Below are 21897 nucleotides of genomic sequence, written 5' to 3' on the forward strand. Positions count from 1 at the left end.
AGCTGTTCAATTTTCGATGGATGCCACAAACAGAGAGGGTGGCAGGTTATTTAAAGCCCGGTGAGGTCGACTCTTGTTATAGTCATCCCGCCAAGCTTCGATTTTCAATTTAGCATCGGGTAACGATTCGAACCAGTGGGCGAATCCCTGTGGTACAGCAATAAATCCCTCTATCCCCAAGCTTGCCACCATGCTGAATATATTGGCCCGGTGCGCCTTGGACGCAAAAGCCCTATTCACTGGTAACTGCACTTATATAGAGCCAAGCCTAAGGGGCGAAAAGACCGGCGTTCATCTAAGGCAGGTCGCTCTCACACCGCCCAGCTTAGTTACCAATCCGGTAGCAAAGAGCCTTGGTTGCTGGCGACTAATTTGCCGCCTTCTTATTTCAGCGCCAAACAAGTCGTTAACCTGTACGCCAAGCGCATGCAGATTGAAGAAAGCTTCCGTGACCTGAAAAGTCCACAATACGGCATGGGCCTCAGGCACAGTAAAAGCCGCAGTGCCAAGCGCCTCGATATCCTGTTACTGATTGCTTTACTGGCCACGCTGGTGCTTTGGTGGATTGGCTTGTTTGCCTTAAAAGTCGGGTGACAGCGGAAATTCCAGGCAAATACCGTATCTCATCGTCTGGTGTTATCGGAGGTCATACTCGGCAAAGAAGTCAAACCCCAATGGGGGTTCTCGCCCCACCGCCACGTTTCTTCGATGCAGAAAAGCAAAAAGCCCGTCACTAGGACAGGCTTTTTTGAATGCTGGCAGGGGCGGAGGGACTCGAACCCCCAACCATCGGTTTTGGAGACCGCTGTTCTACCAATTGGAACTACGCCCCTGCAATGGAGGCAGAATTATACCCATCGACCTTTAAAGGTAAAGCAAATTTCTGTCACATTTGAACTGTTTGCACAAATGTTAAGCGACAGGACTTTGCTTAACGGGATTTTGTGCCAAATGCCAGAGCTGATTGGTCAATCTGGCGATAGGTAACATTCGCTGAATATCCTGCCAAAGTAGCTCGACAGACAGCGCGCAAATTCTGGCATATTCGTCGCACAGTACCCTGCTCTGCGCATCGTTCAGCCCTTGGGCCAGGATACTGGACGCCAGGTCATAAGCCGGTGTCGACATAGCCGCATACTCCCAATCCAAGCACATAGCATCCGGACTCAGGCAGACATGGGCAAAACTAAGATCATGATGACTGAATACCGGCTTAGGCAATGCCTGCCAGAGTCGACTTGCCCTTGCGACATCGTCAAGCAAGGCTGGCGTTTGAATATTGCCCACCTTGATATAGTGCTGCCAGTCCTCAACCAGAGGTAAATCGGCGCATTGAATAGGCAATGCATGAATAGCGGCCAGGCGCTGTGCCAGGCAGATAAGCTTGTCCTGCATCACTAATTTACTGGTGGCGAGATCTTGAATATCCAGCCAGGTTTCCAGCATAAAATCGCCCGCGGCAGACAAATACAAAGGCGCTGGCGCCATGCCAAAACCGGCGATCTGTTGCTGCAATGTGAACTGGCGGTGGCGATCCTGACGATCCCCACCGTTTTGGCAAAAGAGTTTTAGAAAGTAGCGGCCCGACACACTACGCAAACAATAGCTTTGATTTACCGTACCGCCGGACAAGGCGTCCAGTTCAAAGTCTGCGCCAATAAACGCGAGTTCTTGTAGCTCCTGGTGCTGCTTAGCCGATAGCATGGGCATCCTGCGCCAGGTAGCTGCTGCGCCACTTCAGATAGCCATACAAGGCAAAACCCAGATAGCCGACAAACAACAGTGCGGTAAGGTACAAACCCGTCTGCCAGTATAGCCATGCGGCAAGGCTGTTGATCGCCAGCCAGTACAGCCAGTTTTCCAGTACCTTTTGCGTCACCAGATAAGTGGTAAACAAGCTGAATACCGTCACCAGCGCATCCACATACAGATGCTCATTGTTGAAATAGCTCTGCAGGCTCCAGCCAATCACCAAAGACAACGGCAACAACAGCAGCACCGCCAATAGATGATAAGTATTACTGCGGGTTTGCACCCTGCCCGGTTCGTGGTCAGCCATGGCTCGCCAGTGCCACCAGCCATATACCGCCATACCCAGATAATACACATTTAGCAGAGTTTGCAGTGGCAGCGTATGGGCCCAAAACAGCCAGCTGTAAATACCGGTGCTGACCAAGGCACAAGGCCAGCACCAGATATTTTGCCGGGCCGCCAGCCACACATAACCAATGGCCAGCACCACTGCCAGCAACTCCCAGTAAGACTGAGCCGCCCATTGCTCTGACAGAGTTTGCAACAAGTCCATTAACGGCCGCTGCCCATGGCATCGCCGTTTAGAAACTTACACACAAAAATAGCCTGACCGATTTCCTGATGGCTGCGCTGCATTTCTTTAGCCAGGATCTCCATGGTCGGCAGGTAGTCACCACAAATACGGGTGCTGGTGGCACTGGTATCAATTTCCAGCTCAGGGTATTGGTTAATACGGTCAATAAAGGTCTGAATTGGCGCAATGTATTTATCGGCCAGAGGATACAGGGAAATTTCAGCAACCAGTTTCATAGAATCACTCCAATAAAAGGAGGGGTTTAGACCTCCTGAACGCCAGCTTGGCAACATCCCGGCTTCCCTGCCGGGCACGTTAGATTAAAACAAGTAATCGAGGCTTATGCCCAGCATGCGGCCATCGCCCAACTGGGTATAAAGCTTGGATTTATTCTGGTCATAGCCATCTTCGGGTTCATTGTTAAAGTAGAAACCACGCACATGATATTCACGGTCAAACAGGTTCTGCCCCCACAAGGACAAACTCCAATCCCCCTGCTGCCAACTCAAACGGCTATGCACCAGCACTTCGGAATGGGCTTGTTGATTATGTCCGTCCGAGAAGTAGAAGCCGTCCTTGCCGTCGGCTTCCACATGCCAGTGCCAATCATCCGCCAGTTGCCAGTCCATACCGACATTAAAGGTGTAACGTGGGGATTGTGCCTGATCTCGCTTATCAACAAACTCCCCTTTGGCATTGGTATATTCCTTGAAGCTGGCACGCAGCCACCCCAGGTTGGCATAAAGCCCCAGGCTGTTATTCACCTGCCAGCGACTTTCTACTTCCAGGCCATAGTTAGTACCAATATCCGCATTAGCGATAATGTCGATAAAGTCAGCGGCCTGGCCACTGGAGGCCACTAACTCATAGTCACTGACCTGGGTATCTTTACGCTGCATATAGAAGCCCGCTACACGCAAAGTCAGATCGCCCTCGGCATTGGCGCCTTTCACCCCCAGCTCGTAGTTCCAGTTGTACTCAGGTGCATAGTTACGACGAGAATTGCTCACCTGATCGTCAATATTAAATCCACCGGCTTTGTAGCCGCGGCTGATGCCACCGTACACCATGGTCTGCTCGTTAACCTGATGGTCAAGTACCAACTTACCGCCCAGCATGTCGTCGCTGACATTGGCGACAAAACCGTCCGAGTCGAGATAGTCGATGTCAAAATGGTCGTATCTCAGCCCTACCGTCAGGCGGATTTTATCATTCAGTTGGCTGATGGTTTGACCATACACTGCCTGATTATCCGGCTGATAATCGCTGCGGAAGATGCCATCCAGATAGTCATATTCACGGGTTAGTACTTCGTCCACTTTCTTACTGTAGGCACCCACCACCCATTCGGTGCTGTCATTGAACCACTTGGATGTCGCAGAAGATGCCAGACGCAGTTCCAAGCTGTGTGTATCGCGCTCACGTGCGTAAGCATCAAACGCGGTGTAGCCACCAGGATAGCCGTCATACAACCAGTCATCGTCGTAGCCGTATTGCATCTCGGAGTCAGACCAACTACCAATGGCACTTAAGGTTGCCCAGTCATGACGCCAGTCCGCTTTGAGGCTCAGTGCATGGGTTTGCTGGCGGTCATAACCTGGCTGGTCTGAGCGGGTTTTACCGTCGTTAGTCTGGGTAAAGGCGTCGTAGCCGTTGTCGATATCAAAATACTGATAATTAAGGGCCAGAGTCAGGTTGTCACTGGCCAGATATTTGAGCTTAAGTCTGCTGGTTAGCTCATCGCGATTACCGGTATCGTCCCGCCCCAGGTATTGGTTTTCAATAAAACCATCACTTTGGTATTGCTGGGCGGCCACACGGTACAACAGCTTGTCGCTCAGTTCACCGCCATGGGCAAATCCGGCCGACCAGCTGTTGTTCTCCGCCAGGCTCAGACTGACGCGGCTGGGACTGTCATTACCTGCTTCCACGGTTTGAATTTTCACCACGCCGGCCAGGGCTGCGGCACCGAACTCAGTGGCTTGAGGGCCTTTGAGCACTTCAACCTGCTGAACGTCAAACAGTGTGCCTACTGCGGCAATGCCGGAAAAATCCATATCATCAATGACAAAGCCCACCGATGGATTAATCGGCTCGGCAAACTGGCTGCGCTCGCCGATACCGCGGATCTGCACAAAGCGGCCACGGGACGCGCCACTGGCAAAGTTGACATTAGGGGCGACATTCAGGATTTGCTCTAAGTGCTGTGCCTGACGAGCAATAATTTCATTCTGGCCCACCACCGAAATACTGGCCGGTACATTTTGCAGATTGCGCACGGCAAAATCCGAGGTCACCACAATATGTTCAACGGCCTGCAGCTCGGCATTGGTTTCGTCAGCCCATACAGGCTGACATGCTAGCGCCACGGCAACAGAAAGATAACGGTATTTAGTTTGCATTGGATCTTCTCATCACAGCTGGAAAAGATCCGGGGTAACGGCAGGTCAATGGGACAAAATCTGGAGGAAAACCTCGTAACCATTCCTACGCCGGTATTATCCGGATCAGGTGTAAGGGTTTGCGCTGATATTCAGCGGCATCTCAGCCGTCTCTCCAGATATGGAGGTGGGCACCCCTTGGCTTTGGTTCTTAAGCGGAACCAGAGTGAATTGTAACAGGGCGGGCGGACCTTTGCCTAGGCAAGAAAGCGCCCGCGCCTATAGCATTTTGGTTATGGCTTCTTGCTTTTAGCCTGACTGATGTGTGCCGTCAGCACCTGTTGCATGGCTTTTTGTACTGGCATATCCAGCGGCTCACAACGACTACGAGGCAAATACAATAGATGCCCGCCAACCTGATAGCTTAAGGGCACATACACGGCAATAATGTCGTCATCGCCAGCAAAGTCGATTTGTTCATTGGTGACAAAGCCAATCATGCGAATATCTTCGTGCATGGTCACCAACACGACTTTTTGCAGTTCATCCTGACTGGAGCCGGAAAACAATTTCATAATGTCCTTGGCACTTCCGTACAAGGTCTTGACCAAAGGAATGCGTTCAAGCACCGACTCAAACCAGTGAAACAGATGCTTAACCAGATAAAGCTGAACCAGGATCCCCAGCAGGAAAATAATCACCAGGCCCGACACCACCCCCATACCTGGCACATACCAGCCTTGTGGCAGCAAGTAACTCAAGGGGACGCTTAGTAAAGACTCTGACCAATTAAAGAACCAATACAGGGCACCAAAGGTAATCACTAGCGGTAAGCTGAACAACATACCCCGGGCAAAGATCTGAGACAGAGACGACTTCATAAACAACCCAATGCAAGGCCAAAGGCAGGCAATGTAACACTGGTCTGTGACAAATCAACAGGCCGGGTAACAAATCCATCTGCAAAGCGCCCTTATAGCCATCGCTGATGACCAGACATTGACCCTGAAGCATTTAACTGTTAGACCAGATAACAGTGACCCGCATAGCCGGTTTTAATTGATGAACAGACTGATGTTGTTGATTTGTATGACTCCCCTGGCAGCGTGCCAGTCTCCGCCCATACATCCCCCATCACCACCAAGTACCAGCATGACAGCCAGCGAAGGGCCATTAGTTGACGCCATAAAAAACCTCAGGCATCCGTCACCCAGTTTAACAGGCGTAGCACCGCTAAGCACCAGCCAGAGCGCCTTGGACGAGAGGTTAGCGATTATAAATAAAGCAACAGTCAGCATCGACTTGCAGTACTACATTTTCCGCGATGACAAGACCAGTAAAATGATTGCAGCGGCACTGCTAAAAGCCGCCGAGCGAGGGGTACGAGTACGCATGTTGCTGGATGACTGGCAAAAACGCAGTGACCATAACCTGCTTAGCCTGGACAGCCACCCTAATATTCATGTCAGGCTATTCAATCCGATTCGAAACCGAGCCTTTCGTAACCTGGCCATTTTGTTCAACCTGGACCAGCAAAACCGGCGCATGCACAACAAATCCCTTACGGTCGATGGCCTTATTTCCATTGTTGGGGGAAGAAATATCGGCGACGAATATTTGCTTAATAGCGCAGCTGTTACTTTTGGTGACTTAGATTTGACTGCCATCGGCCCTGTAGTGCAACAAATCAGTCAGCAATTCGACATGTATTGGAACTCCCCACTTAGCGTCAATATTGCCGCCTTGGCCAGTCGCCACGCTCGTCATACCCAAACCCTACTTGGCTGGCAGGGCATGTTGCAGCAAAGCCTTGACCAGCCTGATGCTCCCTTTGAAGCCGAGTGGGGAAAGCTGTTGCAAGACACATCAGCCTGGCACTTTGGTGAGGCAGAATTATTCTTTGACCAACCCGGCAAAATTAACCGGGATTCACCAGCTTCTCAGATGCTTCATCAGATTGGCGCGGTTATCAGCAAAACCCGTAACAGCTTGCTAATTGTATCGCCCTATTTTATTCCCTCAAAAGGCGGAACCCAGGCTCTGATCAAAGCGGCACAGCAAGGCATTGATATCACTATAGTCACCAATTCCCTCGCCTCTACCGATGTATTTGCCGTACATGGCTGGTATGCACATTATCGAAAAGCCCTCCTCAAGGCAGGAGTAACCTTGTGGGAAACCCGTGTGAATCCTATCGCTAAACCCAAAGCCCGTTTATCTGGTAGCAGTCGTACCAGCTTACACGCTAAAACCTTTGTCATAGACAACCAGGAAGTCTTTGTCGGCTCGTTTAATTTCGATCCCCGCTCTGCCCGCCTCAATTCTGAAATGGGCATCTTTATTCACCAGCCGACACTTGCCGCACTGGTCGGACACAACATTGGCCCTCTGTTACCCGCATTGGCTTATCAGGTACAACTAACCGAAAAGGAACAACTGATTTGGATCGATCATGCCAATAATCAATGCTTTAGCAGTGAACCCGACGCCTCGATATTTCGTCGCTTTGGCGCCTGGCTGGCTGGTGTATTACCCATCGAATCCCTTCTGTAAATGAGCAAAAGGACATCAAACAGCAGAACGATTTTCTGCCGCCAAGTTTCACGTGCTTGCAAATTGGCGCTTCAATACAAAGGCTGATTACACTTTAGCTATGCGTCAAAGGATGACGAATTACACCGTATTTTGGTGAAAATACCCACCCCACATGTAACCATTCTATTGATTTTTATAAAAATTATTTTGGCCTACGCTATGCATAAGCAGATGAGCCATCTCATGCGCTTTTATGGAGAACAACATGCTATCACGCTTCCAGCTAAGCCTTATTCTCTGCTTATTTACAGGCACACTTAGTGCCAACACCGACTTGCCCCAACCTGATATACAAAGGGCACAGAAAATTCATCAATTATTGCAACAGTATCACTACCATCCTGCCGAGCTAAACCACAGCGCTTATCAATCCATCAAGCAACAAATCGAGTTACTGGATGCCAGCACCCCCGACCCGGCAGAATTTGCCAAGGCCTTTAATACTCTTTGGCAAGACGGTCCGTTTTCCCATGTTAGATTGGCTAAACGTCAGCAAAGTGTGGAAGAAATAGCAGCTTATCTGGATACAATGAATGTCGGTGAACAAGGCGCAACCCTTACCTGGCAGGGCCGGATTGCAGTATTAACAGTAACTACCATGATGGGCCTGGACACCATCGAACAGATAAATTCGGCTTATCAACAATTGACCAATGCCAAGGCGTTAGTCATCGACTTACGCCTTAATGAAGGTGGGGCCTTTGCAGTGCGTCCGCTGGTTGCTCATTTACTGAACCATCCTCTGACAGCAGGAGCTTTTGCCAGCCGTCTGTGGTTTAACGCTCATCACCGTCGACCAATCTCTTCGGACTGGCAAGCGTTGCCCCCATGGCACGGTTGGTCAATTCGTTCGTTCTGGCAGGATGTACAAGCGCAGCCCCTGACTAAGATCGAATTTAGTCCAGAAGCACCCTATTATGCGGGTCCGGTATATCTACTGGTAAGCGGAAAAACCGCCAGTGCCGCAGAATTGGCAGCCACAGCCTTGGCCACATTACCCAATGTTACCTTAGTTGGAGAAAACACCGCGGGCGAGATGCTGTCACAAACCCTGTTTGACCTAAATGACGACTCACAACTTTTCCTCCCAATCGCCGATTACTTCAGCAGCAACTTTGGGCGTATAGAAGGTCGAGGTATAGAGCCGGATATCAAAATCAATGCAGACCAAGCTATGCAGCATGCTTTGACATTGGCTGCGCAGCACTGACTGTGCAAAAGCGGAGAGGCTTTGTTCTACATAGAATTCAGGTTCATGAATGACCCAGTAGATTCACCGGCACTTTCAGGTAAACCTGCCCATTGTCCTCCGCCTCAGGCCATTTTCCAGCCCGGATATTGACCTGAATACTGGGCACAATCAGGCGAGGCACGGCCAGCGTGGCGTCACGAGACTGGCGCCTGTGAACAAAGGTCGCTTCACTGGTATCGCTACTGATATGGACATTGTGCGCCTTATGCTCAGCGACCGTGGCCATGTAGGCCAGAGCCCGACCTTCGGGCTGATAGTCATGTCCAACATAAATACGCATATCATCCCCCAGTGCATAGAGTTTTTGCACCGATTGATAAAGTAGCGCGGCACTTCCGCCCGGAAAATCACAACGCGCGGTGCCGGCGTCCGGCATAAACAGGCTGTCGCCAACAAAGGCGTTGCCGTCAATGACGTAACTCAGGCTGTCATTGGTATGACCGGGGGTAGCCAATACCTTTCCCTGAATATCCCCAAGGCAAAAGTTATCACCTTCATCAAACAGATGATCAAAATCGCTACCGTCGGTTTGCAAACTGTCGTGCAGGTTAAAGATGCCCTGAAAGGTATGTTGTACTTTGGCAATGCCCTTACCTATGGCAATCACCCCACCCAACTTGCTCTTCAGATACTGGGCGGCGGTTAAATGATCCGCATGGGCATGGGTTTCCAAAATCCACTTCAGCTGTAAGCCTTGCGTTTCAACGTAGCTGATTAGGCTGTCGGCAAAGGCGGTGTGGCTGCGTCCGGACGCATAGTCAAAGTCCAGGGCAGGATCGATGATAGCCGCCTCGCCGCTATGTGGATCGTAAATCACATAGCTTAAGGTTGAGCTGTCCTGATGAAAAAAGGTCTCGACATGCAGTGCCATAAAATATCACTCCCGATGAAGATTTCGCCTTGAACTTTAGCAAAATACGAAATAACATACAACACAATGTTATAAACTTATTCCAAAGAGAGATAACGATGCAGTTAGCCCTTCTTGCCGCCGCTGGAATTGGTCTGAGCCTGGGAATATTAGGTTCCGGGGGCTCTGTGCTAGCGTTACCTCTGCTTGTCTATCTTGCCGGTCAGGACGTTAAGCAGGCCATTGCCGGTTCACTATTTATTGTGGCGCTGATCAGTCTTGCCACTTTGCTGCTTAGCCCAGCCAAGCAGCAAATAAACTGGCGCGCCGCGTTGCAACTTGGCATAAGCGGCGCCCTGGGTGGGTATCTTGGTGCCCTAGCGGCCAAATTCGCCCATCCGATGCTGCAATTAATTATCTTCGCTACGCTTATGCTCATTGCAGCCAGGGCAATGTGGCGACACAAAGATGTCACGACACCTAAGTCAAACCCTTACATTACTCTGGTTGCCGGTACGCTTGCTGGTGCCCTAACCAGCTTTACCGGCGCCGGCGGCGGCTTTATGCTACTGCCCATTCTGATTCGCTTTGCCGGACTGGATTTTTTCCATGCCCGGGCCACCAGCTTACTGCTGATTTTCAGCAATGCAGCGCTTGCCCTGATGGCTAACCTGTCCATGCAAACGGATTGGCAATTGGATTGGCCGCTCTTACTGGCCATCAGCGCTCTGGGAATTGCCGGTAGTTTGACTGGTCGCTACTGGTCGGCAAACTGGCCGCAACAGCGTCTGCGTCGCGGTTTTGCCCTGTTATTACTGATTATCGCTTTGTTTATCGTCGGACATAGTCTATTGGAGGTCATATGATTAAAACCGCCCCACAGTTGGTTGCAGAAGCAAAACAACGAATCAAGGAAGTACCAATCAGCACATTGGAACAACAGTTGGCGCATCCTATCATTGTGCTGGATGTGCGAGAGCCAGATGAATACCACCAGGGTTTTGTGCCCGGTGCCATCAATGTGCCAAGAGGGATCTTAGAAACCAGTTTAACTAACCTACCGCAGGCTAAAGGTGCGGAAGCACCGCTGGAAGAGCTGGCCGAACAGGATATTTACCTCTATTGCCGCAGTGGCGCACGCTCTGCATTGGCCGCCGAATCGCTGATGCGCATGGGCTTTACTAAGGTTTATTCGGTTGAAGGTGGCTTTGAAGCCTGGAAAAAAGCCGATTTGCGTATCGAACTGCCCTAGGGTGCAAATATAGCTACTCTATACATTCAGCCATTAATCTAAGCGTGTCCCTATTCCAGGGACGCGCAACGCCTATCTCGCATCTCGCATCTCGCATCTCGCATCTCGCATCTCGCATCTCGCATCTCGCATCTCGCATCTCGCATCTCGCATCTCGCATCTCGCAAAGCTTAATTTAGCAAAAAGCGAAATAAATAATGACAGATGTTTTTTTGTTCGCTATATTTCGCATTATTCTAAATTAGAAAATTCTGTTATTTGAGGCCCAGATGGTCAACGTACTTTTGAACTTCTCCATCCATTATCGTAAGTGGGTATATTGGGGCTTGCTGCTACTCACGCTGCTGTTTGTTGCACAGCTGCCCAAAATCCAGATTGATACTGATCCGGAAAATATGCTCAATGCCAGCAATCCCGAGCGGTTATTCCACAACCAGGCGAAAACCACTTTTGCCATGCACGACACTATTGTGGTCGGGGTCGTCAATGCGCAGAGCATTTACAATCCTCAAACACTCTCAGCTCTGGTGGATCTGACCGAGTATGCAACAGGCATAGAGGGTGTGGTTCAGGCCGATCTGATGTCTTTGGCTAATGTGGACAATATTACCCAGGCAGAGCCAGGTACCATACGCTTTGAGTGGATGATGAAGTCCGCCCCAAGCGATATAGCAGGTGCACAGCGTATTCGCGAGCAAGCCGAGAGATTACCACTGCTGCGTAACACCTTAGTATCTGGTGACGGTAAGGCGGCGGCGTTGTACGTGCCTATCGTTGATAAAAACCAAAGCTACGCCATAGCCCGGGATCTGAAAGCCCATATTGCTACCTTGGGCAGCCAGGATGAATGGCACATCACGGGTCTGCCTGTGGCAGAAGACAGATTTGGCTACGAAATGTTTGTGCAGATGGGCATTTCAGCGCCTTTAGCCGGGCTAACCATCTTTATTCTGCTGTGGGTATTCTTCCGCAATGTGCCCTTTATTCTGCCCGCCATGATAGTGGCCATGGCCACCGTACTGATCACCATGGGTGCCTTGATTGGCATGGGTTTCACTGTACATATCATGTCCTCGATGATTGCCATTTTCCTGATGCCCATCGCCGTAGTGGACTCAGTACATATACTCTCTGAGTTTGCCGACCGGCATAAACCCGGACAAGCAGCCAGTCACACCATTCGCCAGGTGATGGGGCATCTGTTTACCCCTATGTTATTTACCTCAGTCACCTCAACAGTGGGTTTCCTGTCACTGATGCTGACCCCCATTCCACCGGTACAGGTCTTTGGTGCCTTTGTCGGCAGCGGTATTATGCTGGCGTTCTTACTCACTGTGATTTTCGTGCCTGCCTATCTGTCAGGGCTAAGTGACAAATCTCTGGCCAAGCTGATTGCTAAGTTGCCTAAAGAAGCCGATTCAAAACTGACACCAGCGCTTCGTACTTTAGGCAAACTGGCGGGCAGCCACGCTAAGCTTTGGCTACTGGGCTTTGCTGGGCTGTTTGCAATATCTGTTTACGGTATCAGTCTAATCAATATCAACGACAACCCGGTTCGCTGGTTTAAGTCTGAGCATGAGCTGCGCGTTGCCGACCGGGTACTGAATGAACATTTTGCCGGTACCTACGATGCTTTCTTAGTCCTGACCGACACCAGCAACACCAATCACGAAGCAATTCAGGCCATTGCCACTGCCGCAGGTGACAAGCAGATGTCTGACGCCCTGCGGGTCTGGCTGCGCAAACAGGCAGAAGCTCTAGAACAGAGCAACAACCTCCCGGCGCTACTGATGGCCATGGATGACAAATCTTTTGAACTAAGCGACGCTACAGAAACTGACCTGCTATTTGCATTGCAATCGCAGTTAGAGAACCTGTCCAGCCAGTCCAAGCGCTTTTTATCCCCCTCTGTTTTGGATTATATGAGCCAGTTACAGTTGCACCTGCAGGCCAGCGGCTTGGTGGGTAAATCCAACAGCCTGTCGGATGTGGTTAAAACGGTGAACCGTGAATTACGCTCTGGCACCGAGACAGACTTTGTTCTGCCCTCCTCTGCCAACGGTGTGGCACAAACACTCTTGCAGTATCAGTCTTCACACCGTCCACAGGATTTGTGGCACTTCGTCACCCCTGATTACCGCCAAAGCCTGATTTGGCTGCAACTGACCAGTGGCGACAATCAGGATATGACCGCCGTTGTGCAGCTGGTAAATGACTATATACAAAGCCACCCACTACCGTCCGATATGAAACTGGACTGGGCCGGAAAGGCTTACCTTAACGTCGTATGGCAACAGGAAATGGTCGCCGGCATGCTCGACAGCCTGCTGGGTGCCTTTGTGATGGTACTGGTGATGATGGTGGTGCTGTTCCGCTCCCTGGCATTTGGCATTCTGGCCATGCTGCCGCTGACCTTAACTATCAGCCTGATCTACGGCTTGATCGGCTGGATTGGTAAAGACTATGACATGCCCATTGCCGTGCTATCGTCACTAACCCTGGGTTTGTCAGTGGACTTTGCCATTCACTTTATCGAACGCTTCCGTGCCACCTGGGCAGAACATAAAGATTGGCCAACCACCCTGTCACTGATGTTTGAGGAACCCGCCCGTGCCATCAGTCGCAATGCTATTGTTATTGCCATGGGATTCACGCCGCTGCTGTTTGCACCGCTGGTACCTTACATCACAGTGGGTGTCTTTCTGGCCAGCATTATGGCCATCTCGGCACTGGTCACTTTGATTATGCTGCCCTCACTGATCAGCCTGGTACGCCCCTGGCTGTTTAAATCCTGATAAGGAGAAATGATCATGAAAAACGCGGTATTTTTACTTCTGACTGGTCTATCACTGACCAGCCCCCTGCACGCCCAGGAAGCTCGCGATATTGTCAAACAAGCCGAGCTGGCCGCTTACTATGCTGGTGATGACGGCCGTAGCGCGGCGCGCATGATCATCACCGACAATCAGGGACGCAAACAGATGCGCCAGTTCACCATTTTACGCCGCGACCAGGCCGATGGCGGTTCGCAAGACATGATGGTGTTCTTTTCCCAGCCTGCCGATGTTCGCGATACAGTATTCAGAGTAGTCAAGCACACCGACAGTGACGATGACCGTTGGTTGTACCTGCCGGGTCTGGATCTGGTTAAGCGGATATCGGCCGGTGACAAACGCACTTCCTTTGTCGGTTCACATTTCTTTTATGAAGATGTTTCAGGCCGCAACACCGAACTGGACGACTTCACCCTGCTGGAACAAAACACTGATCACTATCTGTTGGAAGGTAAACCCAAAGATCCGGCCTCAGTGGAGTTCAGCCGCTACCAGGTAAAAATAGACAAGACCAGCATGCTGCCGGTGGAAATCCGTTTTTTTGACAACCAGGATCGTGAATACCGCAAAGTTGAAACTTTGAAAGTTGAAAACATCGATGGGCACCCTACCGTAACCCATTCCAGAGTGCAGGATTTGCTCAGTGGCGGTCAGACCGAAATGCAATTTCGCTTCATCAAGTATGATCTTGGTCTGCCAGAGGACATCTTCTCTGAGCGCAGTCTGCGCAATCCCCCCAGGGATTGGTTGAATCTGAAGGACTAATTATGACGCGTATATCGCTACTTACCCTGATGGTCAGTCTCAGCGTGGCGGCACAAGAGCCGCCAGAAGACGACTGGGATGTGGACTGGCAGGAGGAAAGCACCACCCTGCCGGTACAAGGCTTTGCCGAATTGGCGCTTGGCAGCAGGCTGACTTCCAGCCAATGGAATCCGCGGGTGAGCCTGGCCGATGCCCGGCTCAGACTGGAAAAAAGCAGCCAATGGCAGCAAGTTTCTGTAACGGCTAAGGCAGACGGCTGGTATGACGGTGTGCAACAACAATGGCGTGGTCAGTTTCGCGAGTTATCGGCAGGCTTTAGCTTAGGCCAGCATCTGGATGTCAAAGCGGGACGGCAGATTCTTACCTGGGGAACCGGTGACTATCTGTTTCTAAACGATCTATTTCCTAAAGACTGGCAGTCTTTCTTTGCCGGACGCCATGATGAATACCTCAAAGCCCCGTCGGACGCGGTAAAGGTATCGGGCTATTTTGATCTGGCTAATGTTGACTTGGTGTGGACCCCAAAGTTTGACCCGGACAACTATATCAACGGCGACTACTTTTCGTTCTTTAACCCTTGGGCAGGCGGCATCATCGCCCCTGGCTTTGATGCCCTCACACCCAGCTCTGACGAATGGGCCTTACGGCTGTTTAAAAATTTAGATGGTCGCGAGATGGCTTTCTATGCCTATGATGGCTATAGCAAAAGTCCAGAAAGCCTGAGCCCTGAAGGCATCCCTACTTTCAGTCGCCTGCGGGTAGTAGGCGCATCCATTCGCCAAACTCTGGGGGCGGGTCTATTCAACGCGGAATTGGCCTACCACGACAGCCGCCAGGACCAGGATGGCAGCAACCCCACAGTGCCAAACAGCCAGTGGCGCGTGTTACTAGGCTATGAGCAGGAGTTGGTCACTCGCTTAACCGGCGGCTTTCAGTTTTATCTGGAACACACTTTGGACCATAGCGCCTTACTCGCTCATTCACCTTTTCCACAATGGGAAAAAGAGCAGAACCGCCTGGTTCTGACCAATCGGCTGACCTGGCGTAATGCTGCGGATGACCTAACCCTGTCTCTGTTCAGCTTTTATTCCCCGACGGATCAGGACGGTTATCTGCGCCCCAGCTTGAATCATAGACTGGATGACAACTGGTCCTGGGCGGCGGGATTGAATCTGTTTTTCGCCGACACGCAACATACCTTCTTTGGCCAGTTTAAAGACAACAATAATGCCTGGCTGCGAGTCAGGTACGGTTTCTGAGTAAAGCAGTTGCCATGTAGCAGTGCATCGGCAACTGATAGACAACCACTGCTAGCTCAATATGAGGAGACGTAATATGAGTGCTGAGCGAGCCCTGACTGCCTTTGCTGGCTTTATGGTGTTATTATCCGTGGCCCTGACGGTCTGGGTACATCCCAACTTTGTCTGGTTTACCGTGTTTATCGGTGCCAACTTATTTCAGCAGTCTTTTACCGGTTTTTGTCCGGCAACCATAGTACTGCGTAAAGTATTCGGTTTTAAAACCGAAGCAGAACTGGCCAGGGCTGGTAAATAATCTATTGTGCGGCACCTGCAAGTGCCGCATTTTGTTTTAAAGGGGTATCCATGACCAACATTGAAATGCATCAAGATGAAGCAAGTAAGGCAGCAGCTTTCCTTCGCTCTCTGGGCAATGAGCATCGGTTGCAGATCTTATGTCGGCTCGCCACCGGTGAGTTAAACGTTGGCGAATTACATAAAACTTTCAGCCTCAGTGCCTCAGCTTTTTCCCAGCACCTGGCGGTCCTGCGGGAGCAAGGTTTGGTGCAATGCCGAAAAGAAGCGCAAACCATCTTTTACAGTATTAAGGATCCCGATACCTTACGTTTTATGCAACTGCTCAAAGATAAGTTCTGCCCGGAATTACCAGCCTGATCTGCGCATTAGCGAAAGCGTAAACCGAACTTGTGCAGCTTTCGATATAGGGTCCTGTCACTGACCCCCAGAGCATCAGCCAGCGCCTCAAAGCTTCCGGGGAACGTCTGGCAAAGTTGTGCCAGGTAATCACCTTCGAGCGCTTCTAAACTGCGGATCTCATGACCCGACGCCCCTTGCTCCTGACTATGATTCTGTAGCACTTGCGGTAGGTCTTCAATTTGAATTTGACTATCATTGGCAATCAGACTGGCCTGCTCAACAATGCTTTTAAGCTCGCGTATATTACCTGGATAGCTGTAGGTGCATAGCTTCTGCATAGCAGCATTAGAAAAGTGTTTACCTTCAGTTGATGCCAATAAAAATTGTTCCACCAGCAAGGGAATGTCGACAGGTCGCTCACGCAGTGCCGGAAGCTGAATAGGGAAACCGGCTATTCGGTAGTAAAGATCCTGCCGGAACTCTCCAGCCTCCACCATAGCCAGTAAATCTTTATGTGAGGCGCAGACCAGGCGAAAGTCACTGCGCTTCGGGTGCAATCCACCCACCGCTCTGAAACTGCGGGTCTCAAGAAGACGCAGCAACTTCACCTGCATATTTAAGGGTACGTCACCAATCTCGTCAAAAAATAATGTGCCGCCATTAGCTAGCTCGACTAAACCTTTTTTAGCCTGAGAGGCACCAGTAAAGGCTCCCTTCTCATGACCAAAAAGTTCGCTTTCAAACAGCGCTTCACTCAGTCCGGTGCATTCAATTATCACAAAGGGTTTGTCGTGTCGAAGACTAGCATCGTGTACCGCCCTGGCCGCCAGCTCTTTGCCGGTGCCAGTTTCCCCCTGTAACAACACACTAATATCAGCCGACGCCGCCCTATTGAGCAGATTCAGCATTCGATTAAAAGGGGCTGACACACCAACCATCTTATTCACATCTGTCCCTGCTGCTGCGAACGTTACCTTGTTTAAAATTTCCAGATATCCAAGGGTCATGCCATCTTCATCACGAACCGGGCGCATAAGAATGTCGCAGTGCTGTAGGCCTGTCTGAGTGTGGTGAACATGTACCACGCTGGTGCTGCGGCCATGCTGCTGGCAATAAAGCAGCGGGCACTCTTCGCCGTGCCGATCACAAGGTTCTGCGGCGTGATGAGATATTTCATGGCAGCGACTGCGTCCGAGCTTCACCGGTTGTTTGTAGGTATCCAGATAGGCACGATTTACCGCCTGGATGGAATAATCCGGGCGAATAAAAATTGCAGGCTTCTCCAGCGCATCAATCATGGATTGGATAACAGACAAGTTCATAATTGCCACTTTTGTCAGAAAGACTGAGAAAATACTGCCACATTTGACAAAAAGAGCCTAGTGAATCTTCTGCTGCCAATTGCACAGTTGTGTGAAGCCCTTATTTTTAGGGCTGCGCAAGAAATAAACACACCTGGCAAACCTTTTGCTAACAATTTATTTACACAAGTTAATGCACAGCAAAAAGAGGCAGAAAATGGCAAAAGTAGTAGTACTAGGTGCAGGAACCGGAGGCATGCCCGCGGCCTATGAGATTAAACAGGCTCTGGGAGCCGAACATCAGGTCGTGGTAGTAAATGAATATCCGGTGTTTCGTTTTGTCCCTTCCAATCCCTGGGTGGCGGTGGGGTGGCGAGAGCCCAATGCCATCACTTTCCCCATAGAAAAATATCTGAATAAAAAACACATTGATTTTGTCTGTGCCAGTATAGAGAGAATTGATCCTGAGCAGCAGCAACTGATAGGCCGCGACGGCGAACTCATCGACTATGATTATCTGGTGATTGCCACTGGCCCTAAGCTGGCTTTTGAAAGCATTCCGGGGGCCGGCCCTGCACATTTTACCCAGTCAATATGCACCTTAGATCACGCAATCAACTGTCACAAGGATGTCGAGAAATTGATCGCCACACCAGGCCCTGCAGTTGTAGGCGCATTTCAGGGAGCCAGTTGTTTTGGTCCTGCCTATGAATATGCCTTTATTCTGGACAAGGCGTTGCGTGATGCCAAAGTCAGGCATAAGGTGCCCATAACATATGTCACCAGTGAGCCTTATATTGGCCATCTAGGCTTAGGCGGCGTTGGCGATTCCAAGTCTTTATTGGAGTCGGAGTTACGCCAGCGAGACATTAAGTGGATCTGCAATGCCCAGGTTGATGAGGTGAGTGACGGGCAAATGCAGGTCAGTGAACTCAACCGCAAGGGCGAATTGGATATTAGCCATCAACTGCCTTTCCAGCACGCCATGCTTATCCCCCCTTTCTCTGGTGTTAAAGCTGTGGCTGACGTTGAGGGATTGTGTAATCCCAAAGGCTTTGTTATCACCGATGAGTTCCAACGCAGTCCCAAGTACCCAAATATTTTCTCAGGCGGTGTGTGCGTGGCTATTCCGCCGGTAGAATCTACACCTGTGCCCACCGGTACACCCAAAACCGGTTATATGATTGAGACCATGATGACAGCCATCGCACACAACCTAAAAGCCATAGTAGTAGACAACCATCCCCCGCACTATAAAGGCACCTGGCACGCCATCTGCCTCGCGGACATGGGGGATACCGGAGCCGCTTTTGTGGCCATGCCGCAAATACCGCCTCGCAATGTAACCTGGTTTAAAAAAGGTAAGTGGGTGCATTTAGCCAAGATTGCCTTTGAAAAATACTTTATGCGTAAGATGAAAACCGGTACCAGTGAGCCAATTTATGAAAAGTATGTACTGAAAGCACTGGGCATTGAGCGCTTGGAACCCTGAACATACGTTTTGTTCATTAGATCCTAGCGCGTAACTGACAAATTTGTCAGTTACGCGCTTTTCTTTCGAATCTCTACTCACCGCCGCCCCGACCATCACCCGCCAAAACAAGACGCTCTCACAGCAATTTGCTACCTAGTTAGCGATATGGTTCAAAACTTGCTGATACCCACAATGAGAGAGTCATTTCCCAAAAATCAATTAACACCTTCACAAGGAGTGCAGCTATGAGGGTTCGGCTATGAATGAGACACTCATCGAACTATCCCGTTGGCAATTTGCCCTAACGGCCATGTTCCACTTTATCTTCGTGCCACTGACACTGGGGTTAAGCTTTTTGCTTGCCATTATGGAGTCAGTTTATGTGATGACAGGCAAGGAGATTTACAAACAGATGACCAAGTTCTGGGGCAAGCTATTTGGCATTAACTTCGCTCTGGGTGTGGCAACCGGTTTGACCATGGAATTCCAGTTTGGCATGAACTGGGCCTACTACTCACACTATGTAGGGGATATTTTTGGCGCACCGCTAGCCATTGAAGGCTTAATGGCGTTCTTTCTGGAATCCACCTTTGTAGGGTTGTTTTTCTTTGGTTGGGACAAAATGTCCAAGGTCAAGCACTTAACCACCACCTGGTTGGTTGCGCTTGGTTCCAATTTCTCTGCCTTGTGGATCCTGATCGCCAATGGCTGGATGCAATACCCGGTGGGCGCTGAATTCAACATTGAATCTATGCGTATGGAAATGACCAGCTTTGCCGAGGTTATCTTTAATCCCGTTGCGCAGGTAAAGTTTGTACACACTGTGTCCGCCGGTTATGTAACTGGCGCTATGTTTATCCTGGCCATTTCCAGCTACTACCTGCTTAAGGGTCGCGAGATTGCCTTTGCCCGACGCTCATTCGCCATCGCTGCCAGTTTTGGCTTGGCTTCAATATTGTCAGTCATTGTACTGGGGGATGAGAGCGGTTATGAATTGGGCGATGTGCAAAAAGTTAAACTGGCCGCTGTTGAAGCAGAATATGAAACCCAACCCGCTCCAGCCTCATTTACCCTGTTTGGTATTCCCAATGACGAATTGGAGAAAACCGAGTACGCGGTAAAAATCCCCTGGTTGATGGGACTAATTGCCACCCGGTCATTGGATGAAGAAGTGATGGGGCTCCGAGAGCTTAAGGAAGAGCACAGACACAAGATCGTTGCTGGCACCAAAGCTTATGGTCTGCTGGAGAAAGTCAAAGCTGGACAAGCGAGCAAGGCTGAGTTGGCCATCTTTGAACAAAACAAAGCCAATCTCGGGTATGCCATGCTGCTAGAGCCATTCACCAAAGATGTGGCCAATCCCAGCGAAGAAGCCATACAAAGGGCGGTTGACTACAGCATTCCGCCAGTAGCCCCGCTGTTCTGGAGTTTCCGTTTGATGGTTGCGTGCGGCTTTTTAATGCTGGCTTTGTTTTGCGCAGCCTTCTGGTACAGCACCAAGCACCAGATCACCAAGCCTCGTTGGTTACTTAAGGCCTCGCTTTTCAGCTTACCTTTGCCCTGGATTGCCTGCGAAGCGGGTTGGTTTGTCGCAGAGTTTGGTCGCCAGCCCTGGTCCATCGCTGAAGTACTGCCCGTTCATGCTTCGGTATCTAACTTGTCTGTCAGCGACGTCATTATCACCTTGGTGGCATACAGCAGTTTCTACCTGGTGATGTTTATTATTGGTTTCTACCTGATGCAAAAGTTTGCCAAGCAAGGCCCAAGCGCTCTGGCCCAGCAAGCTGAGCAGGATAAATTAAACCTCGGCATCAAAGGAGCACAAGCATGATCGATTATGAAGTACTACGTGTTATCTGGTGGGTGCTGGTCGGCGTACTACTAATTGGCTTCGCCATCACCGACGGCTTTGACTTAGGTGTTGGTGCACTGTTGACCCTGGTAGGAAAAACCGACCAGGACAGACGCGTAATGATCAATACCATTGGCCCACATTGGGATGGCAATCAGGTCTGGTTTATTACTGCCGGCGGCGCCATTTTTGCAGCCTGGCCGATGATTTATGCTACCGCCTTTTCAGGCTTCTATCTGGCCCTGGCCTTAACGCTGATCGCCTTATGGATGCGCCCCATTGGTTTTGATTACCGCAGTAAACTGCCCAACACAACCTGGCGAAAAGCCTGGGACTGGGCCTTGTTTGCCGGCGGCCTTATTCCCGCACTGATATTCGGCGTGGCGTTCGGGAATCTGTTGCTAGGCGTCCCCTTTGAGCTGGACAACAACCTGCGCGCGACTTACAGCGGCAGTTTCTTTGGTCTGCTAAGCCCCTTTGCAATCCTCTGTGGTCTGGTGTCTGTAGCCATGTTGCTCAACCATGGTGCCACCTGGTTGCAGTTAAAGACTACCGACCAGTTACTGGCGCGCGCTCGAGCTGTCTCAGTCGTGTTGTCAGTTGCGTCAGTTGTGCTGTTTATTCTGGCTGGAATCTGGATTGCATATGGAGTAGACGGATTTGTGGTGACCTCAGCCATTGACCCTTACGCCACTTCTAACCCATTAACTAAAACCGTTGAACAGCAAAGTGGTGCCTGGCTAAGTAATTATGCTCATTACCCCTGGATGATAGCCGCACCGCTGTTAGGTATTGCAGCCGGTCTGGCATGTGCCTTGTTCTCGCTGAAAAAGCGCGGTGGCTGGGCTTTTGTCAGCAGTGCACTTTGCATGACCGGCATTATCCTTACTGCGGGTTTCTCCATGTTCCCGTTTTTGATGCCAAGTTCCACTATGCCTAATGCCAGTCTAACCATGTGGGACGCTACATCCAGTCTGCTGACCCTGAAGATTATGTTTGCGGTTGCCTGCATTTTCGTACCAATAGTATTGGCATATACCGCCTACGGTTTCTGGGTAATGCGTGGGCGCATCAAGCAATCCGAACTTAACCAAAGTCATGCGATTTACTAGGAGGACCT

At 50.4% G+C, this 21897-nt stretch carries 20 protein-coding genes, 1 tRNA gene, 1 pseudogene and 1 riboswitch; of the genes and pseudogenes, 13 read left to right on the forward strand and 9 right to left on the reverse strand.

Annotated elements, in window-relative coordinates; all coding sequences use genetic code 11:
* Positions 1-6 precede the first annotated feature (6 nt).
* Complete coding sequence (locus KJY73_RS19360) at positions 7-192, reverse strand: integrase core domain-containing protein (protein WP_408611404.1); 186 nt, start codon at positions 190-192, stop codon at positions 7-9.
* Between KJY73_RS19360 and KJY73_RS19365 the strand changes: the two are divergent.
* Positions 139-669 (forward strand): annotated as a pseudogene (locus tag KJY73_RS19365) (IS4 family transposase); the annotation flags it as partial. The gene KJY73_RS19360 and the pseudogene KJY73_RS19365 overlap by 54 nt on opposite strands.
* Before the next feature lie 87 nt (positions 670-756).
* On the opposite strand, the gene KJY73_RS19370 reads toward KJY73_RS19365, so the two are convergent.
* The 6 genes from KJY73_RS19370 to KJY73_RS19395 all read right to left on the reverse strand — a co-directional run bounded on the left by KJY73_RS19370 (position 757) and on the right by KJY73_RS19395 (position 5588).
* Positions 757-833, reverse strand: a tRNA-Trp gene (locus KJY73_RS19370).
* A gap of 79 nt (positions 834-912) precedes the next feature.
* Positions 913-1704: a phosphotransferase gene (locus KJY73_RS19375; RefSeq protein WP_214345272.1), complete on the reverse strand. Its 792-nt coding sequence runs from the start codon at positions 1702-1704 to the stop codon at positions 913-915.
* Positions 1691-2305: a nicotinamide riboside transporter PnuC gene (gene pnuC / locus KJY73_RS19380; protein ID WP_214345273.1), complete on the reverse strand. Its 615-nt coding sequence runs from the start codon at positions 2303-2305 to the stop codon at positions 1691-1693. The genes KJY73_RS19375 and pnuC overlap by 14 nt, the downstream gene beginning before the upstream one ends.
* Positions 2305-2562 (reverse strand): hypothetical protein, encoded by a 258-nt coding sequence (locus KJY73_RS19385; RefSeq protein WP_214345274.1) that lies wholly within the window; start codon positions 2560-2562, stop codon positions 2305-2307. Before KJY73_RS19385 ends, pnuC begins: the two co-directional genes overlap by 1 nt.
* Before the next feature lie 84 nt (positions 2563-2646).
* The gene (locus tag KJY73_RS19390) at positions 2647-4728 is read right to left on the reverse strand and encodes a TonB-dependent receptor (RefSeq protein WP_214345275.1); all 2082 of its coding nucleotides are present in this window, start codon (positions 4726-4728) and stop codon (positions 2647-2649) included.
* 65 nt (positions 4729-4793) lie between these two features.
* Positions 4794-4916, reverse strand: a riboswitch (TPP riboswitch).
* Positions 4917-5000: 84 nt separating this feature from the next.
* Entirely contained in the window at positions 5001-5588 is a 588-nt protein-coding gene (locus tag KJY73_RS19395; RefSeq protein WP_214345276.1) for a DUF502 domain-containing protein, read from the reverse strand.
* A 181-nt stretch (positions 5589-5769) separates the two neighbouring features.
* On the opposite strand from KJY73_RS19395, the gene KJY73_RS19400 reads away from it, so the two are divergent.
* Together KJY73_RS19400 and KJY73_RS19405 are read left to right on the forward strand one after the other, a co-directional pair.
* Complete coding sequence (locus tag KJY73_RS19400; RefSeq protein ID WP_214345277.1) at positions 5770-7260, forward strand: phospholipase D family protein; 1491 nt, start codon at positions 5770-5772, stop codon at positions 7258-7260.
* Positions 7261-7507: 247 nt separating this feature from the next.
* The gene (locus tag KJY73_RS19405) at positions 7508-8512 is read left to right on the forward strand and encodes a S41 family peptidase (protein ID WP_214345278.1); all 1005 of its coding nucleotides are present in this window, start codon (positions 7508-7510) and stop codon (positions 8510-8512) included.
* A 43-nt stretch (positions 8513-8555) separates the two neighbouring features.
* Here KJY73_RS19405 and KJY73_RS19410 read toward each other — a convergent pair whose 3' ends face one another.
* Positions 8556-9425, reverse strand: a complete 870-nt coding sequence (locus KJY73_RS19410) for an MBL fold metallo-hydrolase (RefSeq protein ID WP_214345279.1) — start codon at positions 9423-9425, stop codon at positions 8556-8558.
* Between the two features lie 98 nt (positions 9426-9523).
* Between KJY73_RS19410 and KJY73_RS19415 the strand changes: the two genes are divergently transcribed.
* From KJY73_RS19415 to KJY73_RS19445, 7 genes are all read left to right on the forward strand, one after another.
* Entirely contained in the window at positions 9524-10270 is a 747-nt protein-coding gene (locus tag KJY73_RS19415; RefSeq protein ID WP_214345280.1) for a sulfite exporter TauE/SafE family protein, read from the forward strand.
* Positions 10267-10656, forward strand: coding sequence for a rhodanese-like domain-containing protein (locus KJY73_RS19420; RefSeq protein ID WP_232848732.1), 390 nt, complete (start codon positions 10267-10269; stop codon positions 10654-10656). The genes KJY73_RS19415 and KJY73_RS19420 overlap by 4 nt, the downstream gene beginning before the upstream one ends.
* A gap of 269 nt (positions 10657-10925) precedes the next feature.
* Complete coding sequence (locus KJY73_RS19425; RefSeq protein ID WP_214345281.1) at positions 10926-13451, forward strand: efflux RND transporter permease subunit; 2526 nt, start codon at positions 10926-10928, stop codon at positions 13449-13451.
* Positions 13452-13466: 15 nt separating this feature from the next.
* Entirely contained in the window at positions 13467-14255 is a 789-nt protein-coding gene (locus KJY73_RS19430; RefSeq protein WP_232848733.1) for an outer membrane lipoprotein-sorting protein, read from the forward strand.
* Between the two features lie 2 nt (positions 14256-14257).
* Positions 14258-15514 carry a hypothetical protein gene (locus tag KJY73_RS19435; protein WP_232848734.1) on the forward strand — a complete coding sequence of 419 codons (1257 nt, stop codon included), beginning with the start codon at positions 14258-14260 and terminating at the stop codon, positions 15512-15514.
* Between the two features lie 76 nt (positions 15515-15590).
* Complete coding sequence (locus KJY73_RS19440) at positions 15591-15809, forward strand: YgaP family membrane protein (RefSeq protein ID WP_188696665.1); 219 nt, start codon at positions 15591-15593, stop codon at positions 15807-15809.
* Between the two features lie 50 nt (positions 15810-15859).
* Entirely contained in the window at positions 15860-16168 is a 309-nt protein-coding gene (locus KJY73_RS19445) for an ArsR/SmtB family transcription factor (protein WP_232848735.1), read from the forward strand.
* Between the two features lie 8 nt (positions 16169-16176).
* Here KJY73_RS19445 and KJY73_RS19450 read toward each other — a convergent pair whose 3' ends face one another.
* Positions 16177-17472, reverse strand: coding sequence for a sigma-54 interaction domain-containing protein (locus KJY73_RS19450; protein ID WP_232848736.1), 1296 nt, complete (start codon positions 17470-17472; stop codon positions 16177-16179).
* Between the two features lie 196 nt (positions 17473-17668).
* Here KJY73_RS19450 and KJY73_RS19455 point away from each other — a divergent pair, with 196 nt between their 5' ends.
* The 3 genes from KJY73_RS19455 (at position 17669) to cydB (ending at position 21889) form a co-directional block, all read left to right on the forward strand.
* Complete coding sequence (locus KJY73_RS19455) at positions 17669-18943, forward strand: NAD(P)/FAD-dependent oxidoreductase (protein WP_214345283.1); 1275 nt, start codon at positions 17669-17671, stop codon at positions 18941-18943.
* A gap of 241 nt (positions 18944-19184) precedes the next feature.
* Entirely contained in the window at positions 19185-20756 is a 1572-nt protein-coding gene (locus tag KJY73_RS19460) for a cytochrome ubiquinol oxidase subunit I (RefSeq protein WP_214345284.1), read from the forward strand.
* Positions 20753-21889, forward strand: coding sequence for a cytochrome d ubiquinol oxidase subunit II (cydB, locus tag KJY73_RS19465; RefSeq protein WP_214345285.1), 1137 nt, complete (start codon positions 20753-20755; stop codon positions 21887-21889). The genes KJY73_RS19460 and cydB overlap by 4 nt, the downstream gene beginning before the upstream one ends.
* Positions 21890-21897 lie beyond the last annotated feature (8 nt).

Origin of the sequence: Bowmanella yangjiangensis, from assembly GCF_018531185.1 — a bacterium.
In the GTDB taxonomy this organism is placed as follows: Bacteria; Pseudomonadota; Gammaproteobacteria; order Enterobacterales; family Alteromonadaceae; genus Bowmanella; species Bowmanella yangjiangensis.